Genomic DNA, 16,934 nt, shown 5'->3' with positions numbered 1-16,934 from the left:
GAACGAAAAGTGTACTAGTCATGGATAGACAATTGCTACAATGACAAATAAGAGATCATCTTTGATATGAGTCAATTAAGGAAGAGGTGGAATAAATGATGAAAAGTCATTCTAATTTTGTACTAATAGTCATTACTATAATAGGGATTATGTTCATGCCAAAGGAGATGTATGCTGCTAAACCTATGGACATTGAAGAAATTAAGGCTCTATTGAAGAGTGCTGATGATGCACAATATTCTCTAACAGAAAAGCACTATAGCTGGGAGGAAGCCTTACATACGCTTACACCATACATGACTGAGGAATTTGCGACAGCATTTATGAATGAGCACTTGTTTTCAGAGGAAGAAGGATACATATATTATGGAACGGATTTTTCCATCTATCACATTCCACATTACGCTTTTAATGATAGAACAACAGTCGTAATGAGTGCAGACCAAACTAAAATATTTGTTTATGAGCTATTCAGTGGTACTGGCCCTGTTATGTTTAAAAACCAATATGAAGTTGTTACTTTTGTGTACGAAAATGAAACATGGAAAATAAACAATATTTCATATTTAAAAGAGCTCACAGCTGAGATTGAAAACGGAACAATAATAGAGATACCCAAAGAGGAAGTCGAAGAAAACGAGTCAAGCTCAATTGGTGTCCAAGAGAGCACTTCAACAATGTATATATCGACATATTCTAAATATATTGCGGTAGTACCATATTTTTCAATTATGAAACACTCTAATACATTATTTGCGTTAGATAATAAAGGACAAGCAGTTTCAATTCGTACATTAGCAAATGCTAGCTATGAGAACTAAAAGTACAAAGAGACTCGATTAAATGAGTCTCTTTTTTCTATTGCATTTTTGAAAAATAATCAAGAAGCCCCATTGAACAAACCTGTAAATCAAGTTGAATTAGTTTTTTTGCTTCTTCTGTCACAGTAGTTGGTACTTCAAGAATAACCTTCTTCATTAACTCGTCACTTAGCTCTAATAAAAGGACCTTCTCGTCGAGTGAGTGAGAAGATTGAATTACCTGATGAGTTATTTCCACAAAAATCGGGATCCAATACTGTAGTTGCTCCCAAACGTCCTTTACTTGATGTGTTCCACCAAAGTGACCAAAATAAATAAAGGAAGGACTAAGATCCATAATTTTTTTTGCAGATTGTAACATCTTTTCAGGGTCGAATTGATTTGGTGATGTTGATGGTAAAAAGAAGGGATGTCCTAGTATAGCTTCATAGTTTACCCCTATAGTATCACCGGTGAAAACTCCATTTGATTTTGAATCATGAATACTAAAATGATGATTAGCATGTCCTGGTGTATCAAAAAATGTTAAGGTACATTTTTCACTTAATGTTAGACAATCACCATCAGCCATCACTTTTACATTATTTTCATTGATTGGAATAATGGGGTCAAATAATGAATCAAATTGATCACCATATACATGTTTTGCTCCTTGAATTAACCTTGAAGGATCAATAATATGCTTAGCTCCTTTTGGATGAACAATGACCTTAGCGTTTGGACAGTGCTCGAGCATTTTACCGAGACCGCCTGCATGGTCTAGATGAATATGAGTAACAATAAGATAATCAATTTCTTCTGGGCTTATATGTAATTCGGTCAAGCCTTGTAGTAAATGAGGAATAGAAGGACTTGCACTTGTATCTATTATTGCTTTTTTTTCCTCATTAAGTAAGTATGAACCAGTACGATTAGGGATTCCTAAATCGTATACATCAATCATATAACGATCTGGCTGAAAAGTTGTGATTTTACTCATTAGTCTAACACCTCCAATCTTATAGTAAAAAAGTTGAAACACTATGTAAAGAAGATTCAGATAATATTTTTCTCCTTTATATGGATAGAATTGAAATCAATGTTTATCCTAACGAGTATAGCAAGTTTATTTAATTTTCTTTGAAGAATTATGTATTTATGTGTAAAATGGGTAAGTATGTGAAAACAAGGATGGGTGTACATATATTTTAATTTCAATCAAGGGGGATTTAGCTATGTCTAAATTGCAAGGTATTTTACAACGATTAGTAAGCTTAACGGAGGCACAGGAAAATGGTGATCCGACTCAGCGTTATTTTGAGGTAGACGGGGAAAGAAAATGTAGTGTGACATACTTCCACAAGACAGAAACGTTTGAAATAGAAGTTTATGTACAAGGTGAAAAGCCAAAGAAATATCAATTTGATAATATTGATATGGCAGCGATTGAAATTTTTGAGTTAATTAACTAATAAATGATGACTTAACTTGGCTAATAGCCAAGTTTTTCTATATTCTAAACGAATAGCGAGGTGTAAGGTGATGGAAACACCATTAGTCATTTGTCCAAAGTGTGAAGCAAGCCATACGATAGAGGATGTACTTACAGCACAGTCAAACCAAAATGTAATATTCACATGTCCTAATTGTCATTTTTCAAAAAAAAATATCGAAACAAGTAAAGGCTAACAAGCGTACAAGCCCAATTGTATAAGATAGGATAAGGGTAACATTAAACGAAATAATATTCGTGTCAAACAATGTAGTTCAATCTTCTAATAAAGGAGTGAACACATGTGTGATCCTATGATGTTTCATAATGTAACAGAGGAAAACATGTTGTTTGAGGAAGTCTTTTCTAGAATGTTGCGTTTTATCGAGATGGATCCTAGTTCATCCTATCACTTGTCAATCGGGACGGATTCACAAGTTCACGATAATAAAACTCGTTTTGTGAGTGCTATTCATTTACATCGTAAAGGAAAAGGTGCATGGGGATGTATAAGGCAAATTATTGTCCCTAGAGCGATAAAAAGTATACGGGAGAAAATTTCTTTAGAAACAACATACTCCCAGGAGCTTGCATTCATGTTTACAAATCGACACATGGATGAGATAACTGAAATTCTTCTACCTTACTCAAATGAAGGAGCTGACTTTCAATTTGAAATTCATCTTGATATAGGCAAAAGGGGAATGACAAAAGAGCTAATACAAGAAATGACGAGTAGAATTTATTCTATGGGCTTAGAACCAAAAATTAAGCCTGATTCTTATGCGGCATCTTCCTATGCAAATCGTTATACTAAGTAATGATATAGAGACCACTTTAGTTGGTTTCTTCTAGACTGTAGACAAACTCGAGTAATTACGAGCTTTCTACAGTTTTTTTTCTTATTTTTATGTTTTTCTGAATACCTAAGTAAATTCCGCTTTAAACGAACTTGTTCCATCCAATCATCTCTTACGAAAACCTGAAGAGGTAATTGATTGTCATTCAAATACTGCCTATCACTAGTTACTTTTGGTGCATACATAAATTTCTCCGAGTGTAAGATGTTTTAATTTACAACCCATTGGGTAAATAAGAAAAAGTTGTGATAAAATGAAAAATAGGCTGCACTGGACAATCTTGTGTTGAACACATATATAGTAAGTTGATTGTTCACTTGAGAAAATGAACATAGACATAGTGATAATTAATAATAAGGGGAATCAGCCATGATAAGTCTTCAAAGTGGGGAATTTGTAGAAACGACAATTAAGGACCTTATAATTTCTGCAGAAAAAGTAGCTCATGTACAAGTTGGAAATAGCTTAGAGCATGCTCTATTGTTACTTATTAAATCAGGATATTCTGCAATTCCTGTTCTTGATCCAACATATAAATTACAAGGACTAATTAGTACGGCATTAATATTAGATAAAACGCTAGGTCTAGAGAGAATAGAGTTTGAACGACTTGAAACGATGAAGGTTGAAGATGTAATGAACATAGATATCCCAAGGTTGAACATACACGATTCATTCTCAAAAGGCTTACAAATGGTGATTGACCATCCATTTGTATGTGTTGAAAATGATGACGGAACACTTGAGGGAATCCTAACTAGAAGAGTGATTTTAAAACAATTAAACCAACATATTAAAAAGTTAAATAAATAAAGGGTTATGTTATTTATTATAGAATAGTTAGAAATAAAAAATGGAGTTGATCGAAAAAGGTCAACCCATTTTTCGATTTTTCAGTAACAGTAGAAGGGATGCAAAGGAATGACTGAAGCTTTAAAGGTAAGAGTACATAAAAAAAGCAGAGAAAAGAAAACAAATCGTCCGTTCGTATTAGCGGCAGTTATGCTTGCTATGTTTATGTCTGCGATTGAAGCAACAATTGTTTCGACGGCAATGCCCGCAATTGCATTTGACTTAGGAAGTTTTTCACTTTATAGCTGGGTGTTCTCATCCTACCTCTTAATGAATGCTGTCACCGTATTAATCTATGGAAAGCTATCAGATTTGTATGGACGAAAGCCAGTACTGATAATTGGAATTGCGATATTTTTAATCGGTTCCATTTTGTGCGGATTTGCTAATACGATGGAAATGTTAATCTTATTCCGATTTATTCAAGGCTTCGGTGCTGGTGCTGTAATGCCGATCGCCTCAACAATTGTTGGCGATATGTATACAAAAGAAGAGCGAGCGAAGATTCAAGGATACTTATCAAGCGTGTGGGGAATATCGGCAGTTTTAGGCCCGGCAATTGGTGGTCTACTCGTCCAATATGTTAGCTGGAAATATGTATTTTGGCTCAACATACCGTTAGGAATTTTAGCAACAATTGCATTACTTCTATTTTTACATGAGGATATAGAAAAGAAAAAACATGATATTGATTTTTTAGGTGCAGGTTTATTATTTATTGGAGTATCAGCGTTAATGGTTGTATTAGTTGAAGGTGGAGTCAGATGGTCATGGACTTCAGCTCCAGTTATCGCCTTGATTTCAGTGTCGTTGTTCGTATTTATTTTATTCTATTTTCAAGAAAAAAGAGTAAAAGAACCAATGATGCCTTTCTCGCTGTGGAATGAACGTTCCATACTAGTTGCGAACTTAACATCTTTAACGACAGGTATCATGTTAATTGGTGTATCGAGCTTTTTACCAGCCTTTGTGCAAGGAGTGATGGAACAGCCCCCAATTATTGCTGGCTTCACATTAACTACTATGTCAATTGGGTGGCCCATTGCATCTATGATTGCTGGTAGATCCCTCTTAACAATTGGTTTTAGAACGACATCGATTATTGGGGGAGTTTCATTAATACTAGGGTCAATCGTATTTGCCACGATGTCTCCAGAATCAGGTCCTATTTGGGCAGCGTTTGGTTCCTTTTTACTCGGTGTAGGGATGGGTTTCACTACAACATCCTTTATCGTATCTATTCAAAGTACTGTTGAGTGGAAGCAAAGAGGCATTGCAACAGCGACTAATATGTTTATGCGAAACTTAGGTAGTACAATCGGTGCTGCGTTACTCGGAGGGATTTTAAACAGTAGTCTCATATCACATTTACGCAGTAACGGATTAGAAGACTCGATGGACCTTGATGCAACAAATGTACTACTAAATGCAGAGGAACGAAATCAATTATCTGAATCAGTAAGAGGGGTTTTGCAAGATGGATTAACAAGCTCCTTGCATTCTGTGTATTGGGTTGTTTTATTAATTGGGATTATTAGCTTTGTGTTAATCTTATTTTTACCAAAAAAAGAAGCATCATGAAGCAATGAGTAGGAACTCATGAACACAGAAGACTATGGACAGATAAACAAGCTTGAGGAGATGAACTCAAGCTTGTTTTTTTTAAAACTCTTTTCGTAAATCTTTAATCGTATGCTTATTCATTGTTTTGACGAAAAGATGACCCGGAACTCTTTCAAATTACGTGTTTCTAGACTGTCCAAATACAATAATTATGCGACAACACCCTTTTCTAAAAACTCAATACGATTTCCAAATGGATCAAAGAAAGTAAAGCGTTCTATATTTGGAATCGGCTTTTCATCTTGGATTTTTATATCGTGCTGCTCAAGGTAAGCTCGAATCTCAAGTAAAGACTCTACTTCAAAAGCAGGATGACGCTTGCTTTTGTATCCGTTCATCTCTTCTGCTCCAATGTGAAGTTCAATATCGCCGACTTTATACCATAGACCACCATTTGCCTTTAAAGAATCTGGTTTCTCAATTTCTTGAAAACCGAGAATGTTTGTATAAAAAGCACGTGCATCTTCCTCTGTTCCAAATGGAATACAAACTTGTACGTGATCTAATCTTTTAATTTGAATATTCATTATTGTTTTCCTCCTAAATTAACAAATTAATAGTTAATTGAATCATTAATAAAATTGTCACAGTTTTTAAAATACCAATCAAGAGCTTCTTAGAAAGTTTTCCTGCTACACGAACTGCAACTTGAGCACCTATAAATGAACCAAGGGCAAGAAAAAGAGCGATCTCCCATTTAATGTGTCCGTTTAATAAGTAAGTAATAAAGGCACTAAAGCAACTTAGAAACGTGACAAATCTCGTTAATGCAATGGAAGATAAGTAGGAAAATCCGTTTTGTAAGTACGTATACATTTGAAGCGTAGCTTGACCAGGACCGAACATACCATCATAAATAGTGATTGTGTATAACAGAGGGTATACCTTTAAAGGAACTTTATCTACAGTGTTTAATTCTTCTTTTGGTTTCTTTATGAAGCTTACAAGTAATGCCACTCCAAGCAATAAGATCGCGATGATTGTCATCGATTTTTCAGATAGGCTAGTTGCAATCAACCCCCCGGTCATTCCTCCTAATATCGCAACAGGGCTAACGAATAGTGCGGTCTTTACGTGTATTTTTTTTTGTCTCAATAAAACAAAAAAGCTAGAAAATGAACTAATTGTGTTTGAAAATTTATTGGCTGCAATTGCCGAATGAATGGGAACTCCAATTAATAGCATCGACGGCATGCTAATAAGTCCTCCACCACCAGCTATTGTTCCAATAAATGTCCCTGTAAAGCCTATGATAATAAGTAAGATAAAATCCATTGAAACCACCACCAACATTTCTCATAATCTACCATCATTGTAATCGAAATGTTTTGATAATGAAATTTCAATAAAATTAACATATAATATAATAAAAACTTATCAATAAAAGGGAAGATTCCTATGCAAACATCAGAATGTAGATTACTAGTAACGTTAGCTGGTGAAATGAATATGAGAAAAGCGGCAGAAAAGCTATTTGTGTCACAGCCTGCGTTAAGTCAAAGGCTTCAATCGATAGAAAAGAGCTGGGACACACAAATTTTTATTCGCTCTCAAAAAGGGTTAACGTTAACTCCCGCTGGTGAAAAAATTATTGAGTATGCAACCGAAGTCATTGAAAAGGAAGAGAAAGTAAAAGAACAAATTCATTCATTGAATACACACGTTCATGGTACCTTAAAACTTGCAGTCGCATCTATTATTGGTCAACATTGGTTACCTAATGTTCTAAAGCAATTTGTAAGCAGATATCCTCATGCAAGGATCTCTTTAATAACGGGGTGGAGTAGTGAAATACTAAAGCATCTGTATGAAGATCAAGTACATATTGGAATCATAAGAGGTACTCCCGACTGGAAGGGTCAAAAGCACCATGTGTTAACCGATCATTTGTATTTAGTGGATACTGAAATTAAAAGTCTTGAAGAACTGAAAACAACAGAGCGTCCGTTTATCCAATTTAAGAGTGATTCAACGTACTATCAAGAAATCCAAGATTGGTGGCACAGACAATTTCAACATCCTCCGAAAAGAACAATTGTCGTGGACCAAATTGAAACATGTAAACAAATGGCGTTTCATGGAATTGGGTATGCTATATTACCGTCGATTACCTTTCATGAAAACGACCCAAATGTGTATAAGATTCCGCTCTTCGACGAAGCTGGTCAATCGGTAAAACGAAACACATGGCTACTTGGATATGACTCTGCCTTTCAGTTAAAACAAGTAGAAGCATTTTTAGAAATAGTGAAAGAAAATATTCATATTCCAAATTAAATAGTAATCACTTGTCATCTAAAAAATGGTTTGATAGAGTAAAGGAATGAAGTATGAAGGAGGAAAATTACATATGAAAATGATGGATGCTAACGAAATTATTTCATTTATTCAAAAAAGCGAAAAAAAGACTCCAGTTAAGGTTTATGTAAAAGGAAACTTAGAAGCAATTAATTGGGGATCAAATACTAAAAACTTTATTACTGGAAACACAGGTGTGGTCTTTGGTGAATGGAAAGAAATTGAAGCAGTACTAGAGGCTAACAAAGCTAACTTAGAAGACTTCGTAGTTGAAAACGACCGTAGAAACTCTGCAATTCCTTTATTAGACCTTAAGGGAATTAAGGCACGTATTGAACCAGGTGCAATTATTCGTGACCAAGTTGAAATTGGTGATAATGCGGTAATTATGATGGGAGCTATGATCAACATCGGTGCTGTTATTGGAGAAGGTACAATGATTGACATGGGTACTGTTTTAGGAGGACGCGCAACGGTAGGTAAGAACTGTCATATCGGTGCAGGCACAGTCCTTGCTGGCGTTATCGAGCCACCTTCAGCAAAACCTGTTGTGGTAGAAGATGATGTTGTAATTGGTGCAAATGCAGTGGTTCTTGAAGGTGTAACTGTTGGGAAAGGTGCTGTTGTTGCAGCAGGTGCGATTGTAATTGAAGATGTACCTCCATATACAGTTGTAGCAGGGACGCCTGCTAGAGTAATTAAGCAAATTGATGAAAAAACAAAAGCTAAGACGGAAATTAAGCAAGAGTTACGTCAATTAAATGAAGAATAATAGCAAAAAGCGTGGATGAAAATCCGCGCTTTTTTAAGGAATATAAAGGGGAAGAGTAGGATGAATACATACGAGTCTTTTGTTCATATTCGTAGAGATCTTCATAAAATACCGGAAATTGGTTATCAAGAATTTAAAACTCAAACGTATCTTTTAAACTATATTCATTCTTTGCCATCAGATCGGTTAGAAGTTGAAAAATGGCGGACAGGAATTTTTGTAAAAGTAAAGGGAACACATCCTACAAAGATAATTGGTTATCGTGCAGACATCGATGGGCTTCCTATTTCCGAGGAAACGACCCTTTCTTTTCAGTCTATGCACGATGGTTATATGCACGCTTGTGGTCATGATTTTCATATGAGTATCGCTCTAGGTATTTTAACAACGATCGTGAATGATCCAATAAAAGAGGACGTTTTATTTATGTTTCAACCCGCAGAGGAAGGTCCTGGTGGAGCAGAGCAAATGATTCAAACTGAAACATTTCAAAAGTGGAAGCCGGATTATATTATTGGTTTACATATTGCCCCAGAATATCCAGTTGGAACAATTGCAACGAAAGAAGGTTTATTATTCGCCAACACGTCTGAACTATTTATTGACCTAGTAGGAAAGGGTGGACATGCAGCATTTCCTCATAATACTAATGATATGGTTGTTGCAGCTTGTTCATTAGTTAGTCAGCTTCAATCAATTGTATCGCGTAATGTCAATCCGCTAGATAGTGCAGTAATTACAATCGGGAAGATTACTGGAGGCACAGTCCAAAATATTATCGCTGAAAGAGCTAGGCTAGAAGGAACAATTCGAACTCTGTCAGTTGAATCCATGAAAAAAGTAAAGCAGCGTATTGAAGCACTAGTAGAAGGAGTTAGTATTGGCTACGCCTGTCAGACAAAGATAAATTATGGAAGTATGTATCATCAAGTCAATAATCATGGTGAAATGACAAGAGAATTTATGAACTTTGTTGAAGAACAGACGGATGTAAATCTAATTGAATGTTCCGAAGCAATGACAGGAGAAGACTTTGGTTATATGATAAAAGACATACCAGGATTTATGTTTTGGCTAGGGGTCGATTCTGAGTTTGGGTTACATCATGCGAAATTATCTCCTAATGAAGACGCAATTGGAGTTGCTATTGAACTAATTAGTCAATATATGAGATGGAAAAGCGAGTAGAAAATGCTACTCGTTTTTTGTTTAGTTACTATTAATAGCTCAAACAATTGTTATTTGGTATGGAGTAGTGCAAGAAAGATCCACTACTTAGGATGTGGGAAAAACAAATTACGAGCAAGCTTACCACTCGCCTCGTTGAAAGTAATAGAGTGTAAAAATCATTGATTATATAAGAAGAACTTTGGCAATAGACTGAGTCATATTTTTCAATTTATCTCTCATAAAAAAAGAATAATTTTCTATTTATTGATGCACATTATCCTTGAGGAGGTGGATGGAAAATGGCTCGTATTGGTGTAGAACAATCACTTACCGATGTTCGTGAAGCTTTACAGGAAAAAGGGTATGATATTGTAGATTTACAAAGCGAAAATGATGCGAAAAACTGTGACTGCTGCGTTGTTACAGGAATGGATTCCAACATAATGGGCGTAGAAAGCTCATTCACAGCTGGTCCAGTTATTCAAGCGTCTGGTTTATCAGCGGATGAGATTTGCAACCAAGTTGAAAGTAAATTAAACAATCAATAAATAATAAACAGTGGAGTGAGATGTACAACGTACAAGCACTCCACTGTTTTTTACTTTTAGTAGGCCAGACCTCATAAATTTTATCAATCAATGTCAATGTTGTAGGCTGTTTGCATAGATTCTTGAGCGATTCTATAAACACTAAGTTTTGAGAGTTTCGAGGAACTATTGTTAAGAGTATATGTACTTCGCCATTATTGATCAAGTAAAGATGCCTAGACCTAATTAATACCAACATTGTTTACAACAAGAACATAATAAGTAGTTTAAAAAAAGTTAGAGATGATAAAACTAACGATTGTGCAGTTTGATAAAAATATTGGAGGTATATACATATGGCTGAACGTATGGTTGGGAAACAAGCTCCACGTTTTGAGATGGATGCTGTAATGTCAAATAAGGAATTCGGAAAAGTTAGTTTAGAAGATAACATGAAAAATGAAAAATGGACAGTCCTTTTCTTTTATCCAATGGATTTTACATTTGTATGTCCGACAGAAATTACAGCATTATCTGATCGCTACGATGAATTTGAAGATTTAGATGCTGAAGTAATTGGGGTTTCTACAGATACAATTCATACTCATTTAGCATGGATCAAAACAGAACGTAAAGACAATGGCTTAGGGGATTTAAAATATCCATTAGCTGCTGACACAAATCATCAAGTATCACGTGACTATGGTGTGTTAATTGAGGAGGAAGGAGTCGCACTACGTGGGCTATTCATCATTAGTCCAGACGGAGAATTAATGTATTCAGTTGTTAACCATAATAATATCGGTCGTGATGTTGACGAAACGTTACGTGTACTTCAAGCCTTGCAAACAGGTGGACTATGTCCAGCGAACTGGAAACCAGGACAAGCAACAATTAAGGCTTAATTCATTTATGAAATATAAATTTGGTAACCCAATGAGAAAGGAGGTATGATCATGAGACTCCGTGAACCAATGCCTTCATTAGATGGAGCAACCGAGTGGCTAAATAAAGAAGTTAACAGGGAAGAATTAGTTGGTGCTAAACCAACACTCATACACTTCTGGTCTATTAGCTGTCATATGTGTAAGGAAGCGATGCCTGAGATCAATCAATTTCGGGATCAGTATAAAGATCAACTTAATGTCATTGCCGTACATATGCCAAGATCTGAAGAAGATTTAGATATTGCAAAGATAAAAGAAGTAGCCGCTGAGCATGATATCTCACAACCCATTTATGTAGATAATGAACATAAATTAACGAATGCCTTTGAAAATCAGTATGTTCCTGCTTATTATGTATTTGATAAAACTGGTGCATTACGACATTTTCAAGCTGGAGGGAGCGGAATGAAGATGTTAACAAAGCGTGTTGACCGAGTATTAGACGAAGCTTCGCAATAAATGAAACCAACGATATAATCGTTTGCTTCAGACTGTAGACCAGAAGGGGTCCGAATAAAAGTATTCGGATTCCTTTTTGTGTTATTTAATGATTATTTTTAGACCTATCCGAAGGTCATTTTTATTCCAATTTTAGACATTTCCACGTACAACTTGCTTTATATAGATACATGGCAGCAATCGTAGTATCGTGAAATCCATAACGTAAAATCAACTGATAAGTCATATTTGGTTCTATATATCTTCAATAGTATTACGCATTATGCGAAATCCGACTTGTAAAAATGTTTAAAAAAATGAAATAAAGTACTAGTAATTTACTTCGAAATCCGATATATTTTTAAATACGTTCTAATTTTTCTAATTTTTAGTAATTGTAAGAGTCAACATATTATTTAAGGGTGTTGGAACAAAGGAGGGGTTTTTAATGGAGACATTTAAAAAGCTGAAACAGTTTTATTGGCCTTTTTTACCTTATTTTTATTGGTCAATGTTTTTTTTGCTTTTTGTAACAGCAATCACAGTTATTTATCCGATGATTTTACAATTTACGATTGATGATGTAATCATTGATGGCAAATATGAGTATGTACCATACTTAGCAATTGGATTTGTTGCTTTAATGGCTGTGAAAGGATTAACAACATTCTTTCATCAATACTTAGGAGACATGTTCGGTATCCGTTCAGTTTATAAACTAAGAAATTCACTATATGAAAAGTTGCAGTTTTTGCCGTTTCGCTACTATGACAATGCAAAAACCGGTGACCTTATGTCTCGCTTAACAGCAGATGTAGAAGGATTTCGCTTCTTCTTATCATTTGGATTTGCAGAATTGCTTCGATTTGTATTACTCGTTTCAATCAGCTTAGGGGTAATGTTTTATTACTCAGTGCCATTAACCTTCGTTACAATGGCTGCACTTCCATTTTTAGCCATCGTTGTATACCGTTTTGATAAACGAGTACATCCAGCGTTCAGAGGGATTCGTAAATCATTCGGAAAGCTAAATACAAAGGTTCAAGAAAATATTAGTGGAATTAATACTGTTAAATCTCTATCACGTGAAAACTTTGAAATTGATAAATTCAATGACTCAAACGGAGATTACCGTCAAAAATATCTTGAAACCTCAGATGTATGGGCAAAATACTTCCCGTTAATGGAATTTATCGGAAATATATGTGTTGTTGCATTATTATCTTATGGTGGTTATTTAGTTATTAATGGTGATGTTCAGCCTGGAGAACTAGTCGCTTTCTTTAGTTTAGTTTGGTACATTATGTGGCCAATCATGAACTTAGGGTTTGTTATCAATCTATTTTCTCAATCAAAGGCATCAGGTGAGAGATTATTAGAAATTCTTGAAGCAGATAATGAGATTCATGAAAAGGAACATCCGGTAGTTAAGGATCGACTGCTTGGGCACGTTCAATTTAAAGATGTTACTTTACAATATAAGCCTGAGGATGACATTGCTTTAAAGTCTATCAGCTTTGATGCAACACCAGGTAAGGTAATTGGATTAATTGGTGCCACTGGAAGCGGGAAAACGAGTATTACTCAACTGATTACAAGATTTTATGAACCGACTGAAGGAAACATTTTAGTTGATGGTTTAGATATTAAGGAATATTCGTTAAATACATTAAGAAGTAATATAGGATTTGTTTTACAAGAATCATTCTTATTCTCATCATCTATTAAAGCGAATATCGCTTATGGAAATCCTGATGCAACAATGGAACAAATTATTGATGCAGCAAAAAGAGCACAAGCACATGAGTTTATTATGGAGATGCCCGATGGTTACGATACGATGCTTGGAGAGCGTGGTATGGGGCTTTCTGGTGGACAAAAGCAAAGAATTGCCATTGCTCGTGCAATCTTAATCAATCCTAGCATTCTCGTATTAGATGATGCGACAAGTGCGGTAGATATGGATACAGAATTCAAGATTCAAAAGGCTTTTAAAGAGGTAATGGATGGTCGCACAACGTTTATTATTGCCCACAGAATCTCTTCTCTAAAACATGCGGATGAAATTCTAGTATTAGAAAACGGTGCAGTAGTGGAACGTGGTGTCCATGATGAGCTTTTAAATAATAATGGACCTTACCAACGAATCTATGAAATTCAATATAAAGATCGAGAAACTGTACTTCAAGGTCAATAAGAAAGGGGGAGCATTGTGAAAGGAAGAGAAAATAGTAAAAAGCATTTAAATCGATTTCATTATTCTACTGAGCAAGTAATTGAGAAATCTTTTAACTGGCAGCAGTTATCTAGATTGTTCGCGTACATGGTTCCATATTCTAAGAATTTATTACCACTATCCTTTTTAGCGATGATTGTTTCCACAGCTGTAAGATTAATCATTCCAATTATCATCGGGGTATATACGTTTGACCATGCAATTGAAAATAAGGATGCGGACCTTTTAGTAACACTTGTACTTATCATCGCAGGTATGTACACCATCTCGTATGTAGCGAATATATTACGAATTCGTTGGACGAATATGTTAGGACAAAATATTATTTATGATTTAAGACAACATTTATTTACACATGTTCAGCGCTTATCTCATCGATTCTTTGATTCAAGATCAGCCGGGTCGATCTTAGTTCGTATTTTAAATGATGTTAACTCCTTACAGGAACTATTTACTAGTGGTGTCATCAATTTATTAATGGATGTCATCATGCTTATAGGAATAGTGTTCATATTATTTACATTAAGTCCAGAGCTTACGATAGCCGTGCTGATTATACTACCAATTATGTTCTTTATTTCTACTAGCTTAAGAAGAAACATTAGACGTTCATGGCAAGTAGTACGTATAAAACAATCTAAATTAAACTCACATTTAAATGAGAGTATTCAAGGTATTCGTGTAACACAATCGTTCACACAAGAGCATGAAAACATGGAATTCTTTGATGGTGTAAATTTAGAAACCCATGACTCCTGGAAAGATGCAACTAAGAAAAATGCAATGTTCAGACCATTTGTTGAAATGTCCAATGCAATAGGAACAGCTATTCTAATCTGGTATGGTACATCATTAATTCTAAACGATACAATCCAAATAGGAGTATTTGTTTCCTTTGCATTCTACTTAGGAATGTTCTGGGAGCCAATCTCTCGAATTGGTCAAATATACAATCAGTTACTAATGGCGATGGCTTCCTCTGAACGTATTTTTGAATTTCTAGATGAAAAACCAAATGTGCCAGAAAAAGATAATGCGAAGAAATTAGAAAATATCAAGGGTCATATTGAATTTGAGCAAGTAGAATTTGCTTACGATGAAAAGAGAAAAGCATTAAAAGGTGTCTCTCTTGAAATGAAGGCTGGTCAAACTGTTGCTTTAGTTGGACACACAGGATCAGGGAAAACAACAATTGCTAACCTGGTTAGCCGATTTTATGATCCAACAAGTGGGTCAGTTAAAATTGACGGTAACGATTTAAAGGACGTTACACTTGATAGTATTCGTACTCAAATTAGTGTTGTTTTACAAGATACGTTTATATTTTCAGGAACAATCATGGATAACATTCGATTTGGTAATCCTAATGCTTCGGACGAAGAGGTAATAAATGCTGCAACTGCTGTCGGAGCAAACGTGTTTATCGAAAAACTATCAAATGGATACGAAACAGAAGTAGAAGAAAGAGGGAATGTACTTTCAGTTGGAGAAAGACAGCTCATTTCTTTTGCCCGTGCATTATTAGCGGATCCGAGTATATTAATACTAGATGAAGCAACAGCAAGTATTGACACTGAAACAGAAGTGAAAATACAGCTAGCGTTAAAAACGTTGCTTGAAAATCGTACAGCGATTATTATTGCTCATAGACTTTCAACCATTCGTGAAGCTGATAATATTATTGTCCTTGATCACGGAGAAATAATTGAACAGGGCAACCATAGTGAATTAATGGACGTAAAAGGTGAGTATTATAAATTAGTAAAAGCACAATTTAATATGTTAAGTGCTGGATAGAAGATTAGAGAGGCTTGGCCAAAAATATTTTCGGCGAAGAAAAATCCGAACAATCATCTCAAATTCGTTATTAGGATTTGAATGAGTTCGGATTTTTTTATTTGTTTTGTTAGTACGTTTTGTTTTAAGTATGTTCTAGCTGTTAATTGGAGTGCAAGACGAAGACTCCTGCGGGAGAAGCGAGTTTAGGTGAGACCCCGCAGGGAGGAACGACTGAGGAGGCTCACCAACACCCCGCGGAAAGCGAAGTCTTGCACGGAAATTAACAGCTGTATAAAAGGCTATCTTTCGTCTTTAGAGTATCGTGTTTTAGTTCGTCCTAGCCTCTTTTTCTATGGGTTAGATTGATTTATGACTAATTTAGAGTAGAGTATCTTCCAACAATCAAGGTTTATGGTAAAATAGTGGAGATTAACTGTAAAACCATTGGAGGAATTAATGTGAAAAAAGAGTTTGCCGTCATAGGGCTAGGGAGATTTGGTGGAAGTATTTGTCGTACATTAAGTCAACAGGGGATGGAAGTATTAGCGATTGACCTAGATGAAGACAGAGTAAACGAATATGCATCCATTGCTTCACATGCTGTTGTGGGGGACACAACTGATGAAATGGTTCTAAAAAGCTTAGGTATTCGTAATTTTGATCACGTAATTGTGGCAATTGGCGATAATATTCAATCAAGTATATTAACAACACTCATTCTTAAAGAACTAGGTGTAAAAAATATTACGGTAAAAGCTCAAAATGATTATCATGAAAAGGTTTTATCGAAAATTGGAGCAGACAATATCGTACACCCCGAACGAGATATGGGTCAACGAATTGCGAATAATATTGTGTCTAACAACGTATTAGATTACTTAGAATTATCTGATGAGCACAGTATTGTTGAGATTATTGCGAGTAAACATGTTGATGGCTACTCATTGATTGATTTAGATATACGTGCTAAATATGGAATTAATATTGTGGCAATTAAACGAGGGAAAGAGATTTTAGTATCACCGCAAGCATCCGAAACAATTCAGCAAGGTGACATTCTAATTGTAATTGGTGCAGATACAGACATTAACAGATTCGAGAAGAACTTAATCGATGATTAATAACCAGCCCCCCTTTCCT

At 35.3% G+C, this 16,934-nt stretch carries 17 protein-coding genes; 14 read left to right on the top strand and 3 right to left on the bottom strand.

Going from position 1 to position 16,934, the window contains the following annotated elements; translation table 11 throughout:
* The first annotated feature begins 95 nt into the window (after nucleotides 1-95).
* Nucleotides 96-821: a DUF3993 domain-containing protein gene (locus JR050_RS08025; protein WP_204203002.1), complete on the top strand. Its 726-nt coding sequence runs from the start codon at nucleotides 96-98 to the stop codon at nucleotides 819-821.
* Nucleotides 822-858: 37 nt separating this feature from the next.
* Here the strand turns inward: JR050_RS08025 and JR050_RS08020 are convergent, their stop codons facing one another.
* Nucleotides 859-1,800: an MBL fold metallo-hydrolase gene (locus JR050_RS08020; protein WP_204203001.1), complete on the bottom strand. Its 942-nt coding sequence runs from the start codon at nucleotides 1,798-1,800 to the stop codon at nucleotides 859-861.
* 235 nt (nucleotides 1,801-2,035) lie between these two features.
* On the opposite strand from JR050_RS08020, the gene JR050_RS08015 reads away from it, so the two are divergent.
* From JR050_RS08015 to JR050_RS08000, 4 genes are all read left to right on the top strand, one after another.
* Nucleotides 2,036-2,272, top strand: a complete 237-nt coding sequence (locus JR050_RS08015; RefSeq protein ID WP_149219400.1) for a YkuJ family protein — start codon at nucleotides 2,036-2,038, stop codon at nucleotides 2,270-2,272.
* 322 nt (nucleotides 2,273-2,594) lie between these two features.
* A complete protein-coding gene (locus JR050_RS08010) occupies nucleotides 2,595-3,113 on the top strand; it encodes a ribonuclease H-like YkuK family protein (protein WP_204203000.1) in 519 nt (172 codons plus the stop codon).
* Between the two features lie 408 nt (nucleotides 3,114-3,521).
* Nucleotides 3,522-3,965: a cyclic-di-AMP-binding protein CbpB gene (cbpB, locus tag JR050_RS08005; RefSeq protein WP_204202999.1), complete on the top strand. Its 444-nt coding sequence runs from the start codon at nucleotides 3,522-3,524 to the stop codon at nucleotides 3,963-3,965.
* A 108-nt stretch (nucleotides 3,966-4,073) separates the two neighbouring features.
* Complete coding sequence (locus JR050_RS08000; RefSeq protein ID WP_204202998.1) at nucleotides 4,074-5,585, top strand: MDR family MFS transporter; 1,512 nt, start codon at nucleotides 4,074-4,076, stop codon at nucleotides 5,583-5,585.
* Nucleotides 5,586-5,776: 191 nt separating this feature from the next.
* Here the strand turns inward: JR050_RS08000 and JR050_RS07995 are convergent, their stop codons facing one another.
* Nucleotides 5,777-6,154: a VOC family protein gene (locus JR050_RS07995; RefSeq protein WP_204202997.1), complete on the bottom strand. Its 378-nt coding sequence runs from the start codon at nucleotides 6,152-6,154 to the stop codon at nucleotides 5,777-5,779.
* Between the two features lie 13 nt (nucleotides 6,155-6,167).
* Entirely contained in the window at nucleotides 6,168-6,902 is a 735-nt protein-coding gene (locus tag JR050_RS07990) for a sulfite exporter TauE/SafE family protein (RefSeq protein WP_204202996.1), read from the bottom strand.
* A 123-nt stretch (nucleotides 6,903-7,025) separates the two neighbouring features.
* Here JR050_RS07990 and ccpC point away from each other — a divergent pair, with 123 nt between their 5' ends.
* The 9 genes from ccpC (at nucleotide 7,026) to JR050_RS07945 (ending at nucleotide 16,915) form a co-directional block, all read left to right on the top strand.
* Entirely contained in the window at nucleotides 7,026-7,904 is an 879-nt protein-coding gene (gene ccpC / locus JR050_RS07985; protein ID WP_204202995.1) for a transcriptional regulator CcpC, read from the top strand.
* A gap of 73 nt (nucleotides 7,905-7,977) precedes the next feature.
* Entirely contained in the window at nucleotides 7,978-8,697 is a 720-nt protein-coding gene (gene dapD / locus JR050_RS07980) for a 2,3,4,5-tetrahydropyridine-2,6-dicarboxylate N-acetyltransferase (protein WP_204202994.1), read from the top strand.
* Between the two features lie 60 nt (nucleotides 8,698-8,757).
* Nucleotides 8,758-9,885: an N-acetyldiaminopimelate deacetylase gene (locus JR050_RS07975; RefSeq protein WP_204202993.1), complete on the top strand. Its 1,128-nt coding sequence runs from the start codon at nucleotides 8,758-8,760 to the stop codon at nucleotides 9,883-9,885.
* Between the two features lie 281 nt (nucleotides 9,886-10,166).
* A complete protein-coding gene (locus JR050_RS07970; RefSeq protein ID WP_204202992.1) occupies nucleotides 10,167-10,415 on the top strand; it encodes a YkuS family protein in 249 nt (82 codons plus the stop codon).
* A gap of 335 nt (nucleotides 10,416-10,750) precedes the next feature.
* Nucleotides 10,751-11,299: a peroxiredoxin gene (locus tag JR050_RS07965; protein WP_204202991.1), complete on the top strand. Its 549-nt coding sequence runs from the start codon at nucleotides 10,751-10,753 to the stop codon at nucleotides 11,297-11,299.
* 51 nt (nucleotides 11,300-11,350) lie between these two features.
* On the top strand, nucleotides 11,351-11,800 hold the full coding sequence (locus tag JR050_RS07960) for a redoxin domain-containing protein (protein WP_204202990.1): 450 nt from the start codon (nucleotides 11,351-11,353) through the stop codon (nucleotides 11,798-11,800).
* 427 nt (nucleotides 11,801-12,227) lie between these two features.
* Nucleotides 12,228-13,976 (top strand): ABC transporter ATP-binding protein, encoded by a 1,749-nt coding sequence (locus tag JR050_RS07955; protein WP_204202989.1) that lies wholly within the window; start codon nucleotides 12,228-12,230, stop codon nucleotides 13,974-13,976.
* Between the two features lie 15 nt (nucleotides 13,977-13,991).
* Nucleotides 13,992-15,812, top strand: a complete 1,821-nt coding sequence (locus tag JR050_RS07950) for an ABC transporter ATP-binding protein (RefSeq protein WP_346726726.1) — start codon at nucleotides 13,992-13,994, stop codon at nucleotides 15,810-15,812.
* Nucleotides 15,813-16,252: 440 nt separating this feature from the next.
* Complete coding sequence (locus JR050_RS07945) at nucleotides 16,253-16,915, top strand: NAD-binding protein (protein ID WP_204202988.1); 663 nt, start codon at nucleotides 16,253-16,255, stop codon at nucleotides 16,913-16,915.
* Nucleotides 16,916-16,934 lie beyond the last annotated feature (19 nt).

The organism is Bacillus suaedaesalsae, from assembly GCF_016890225.1.
Taxonomy (GTDB): Bacteria; Bacillota; Bacilli; order Bacillales; family SA4; genus Bacillus_BS; species Bacillus_BS suaedaesalsae.
This window is presented reverse-complemented; position numbering and strand designations above follow the sequence as displayed.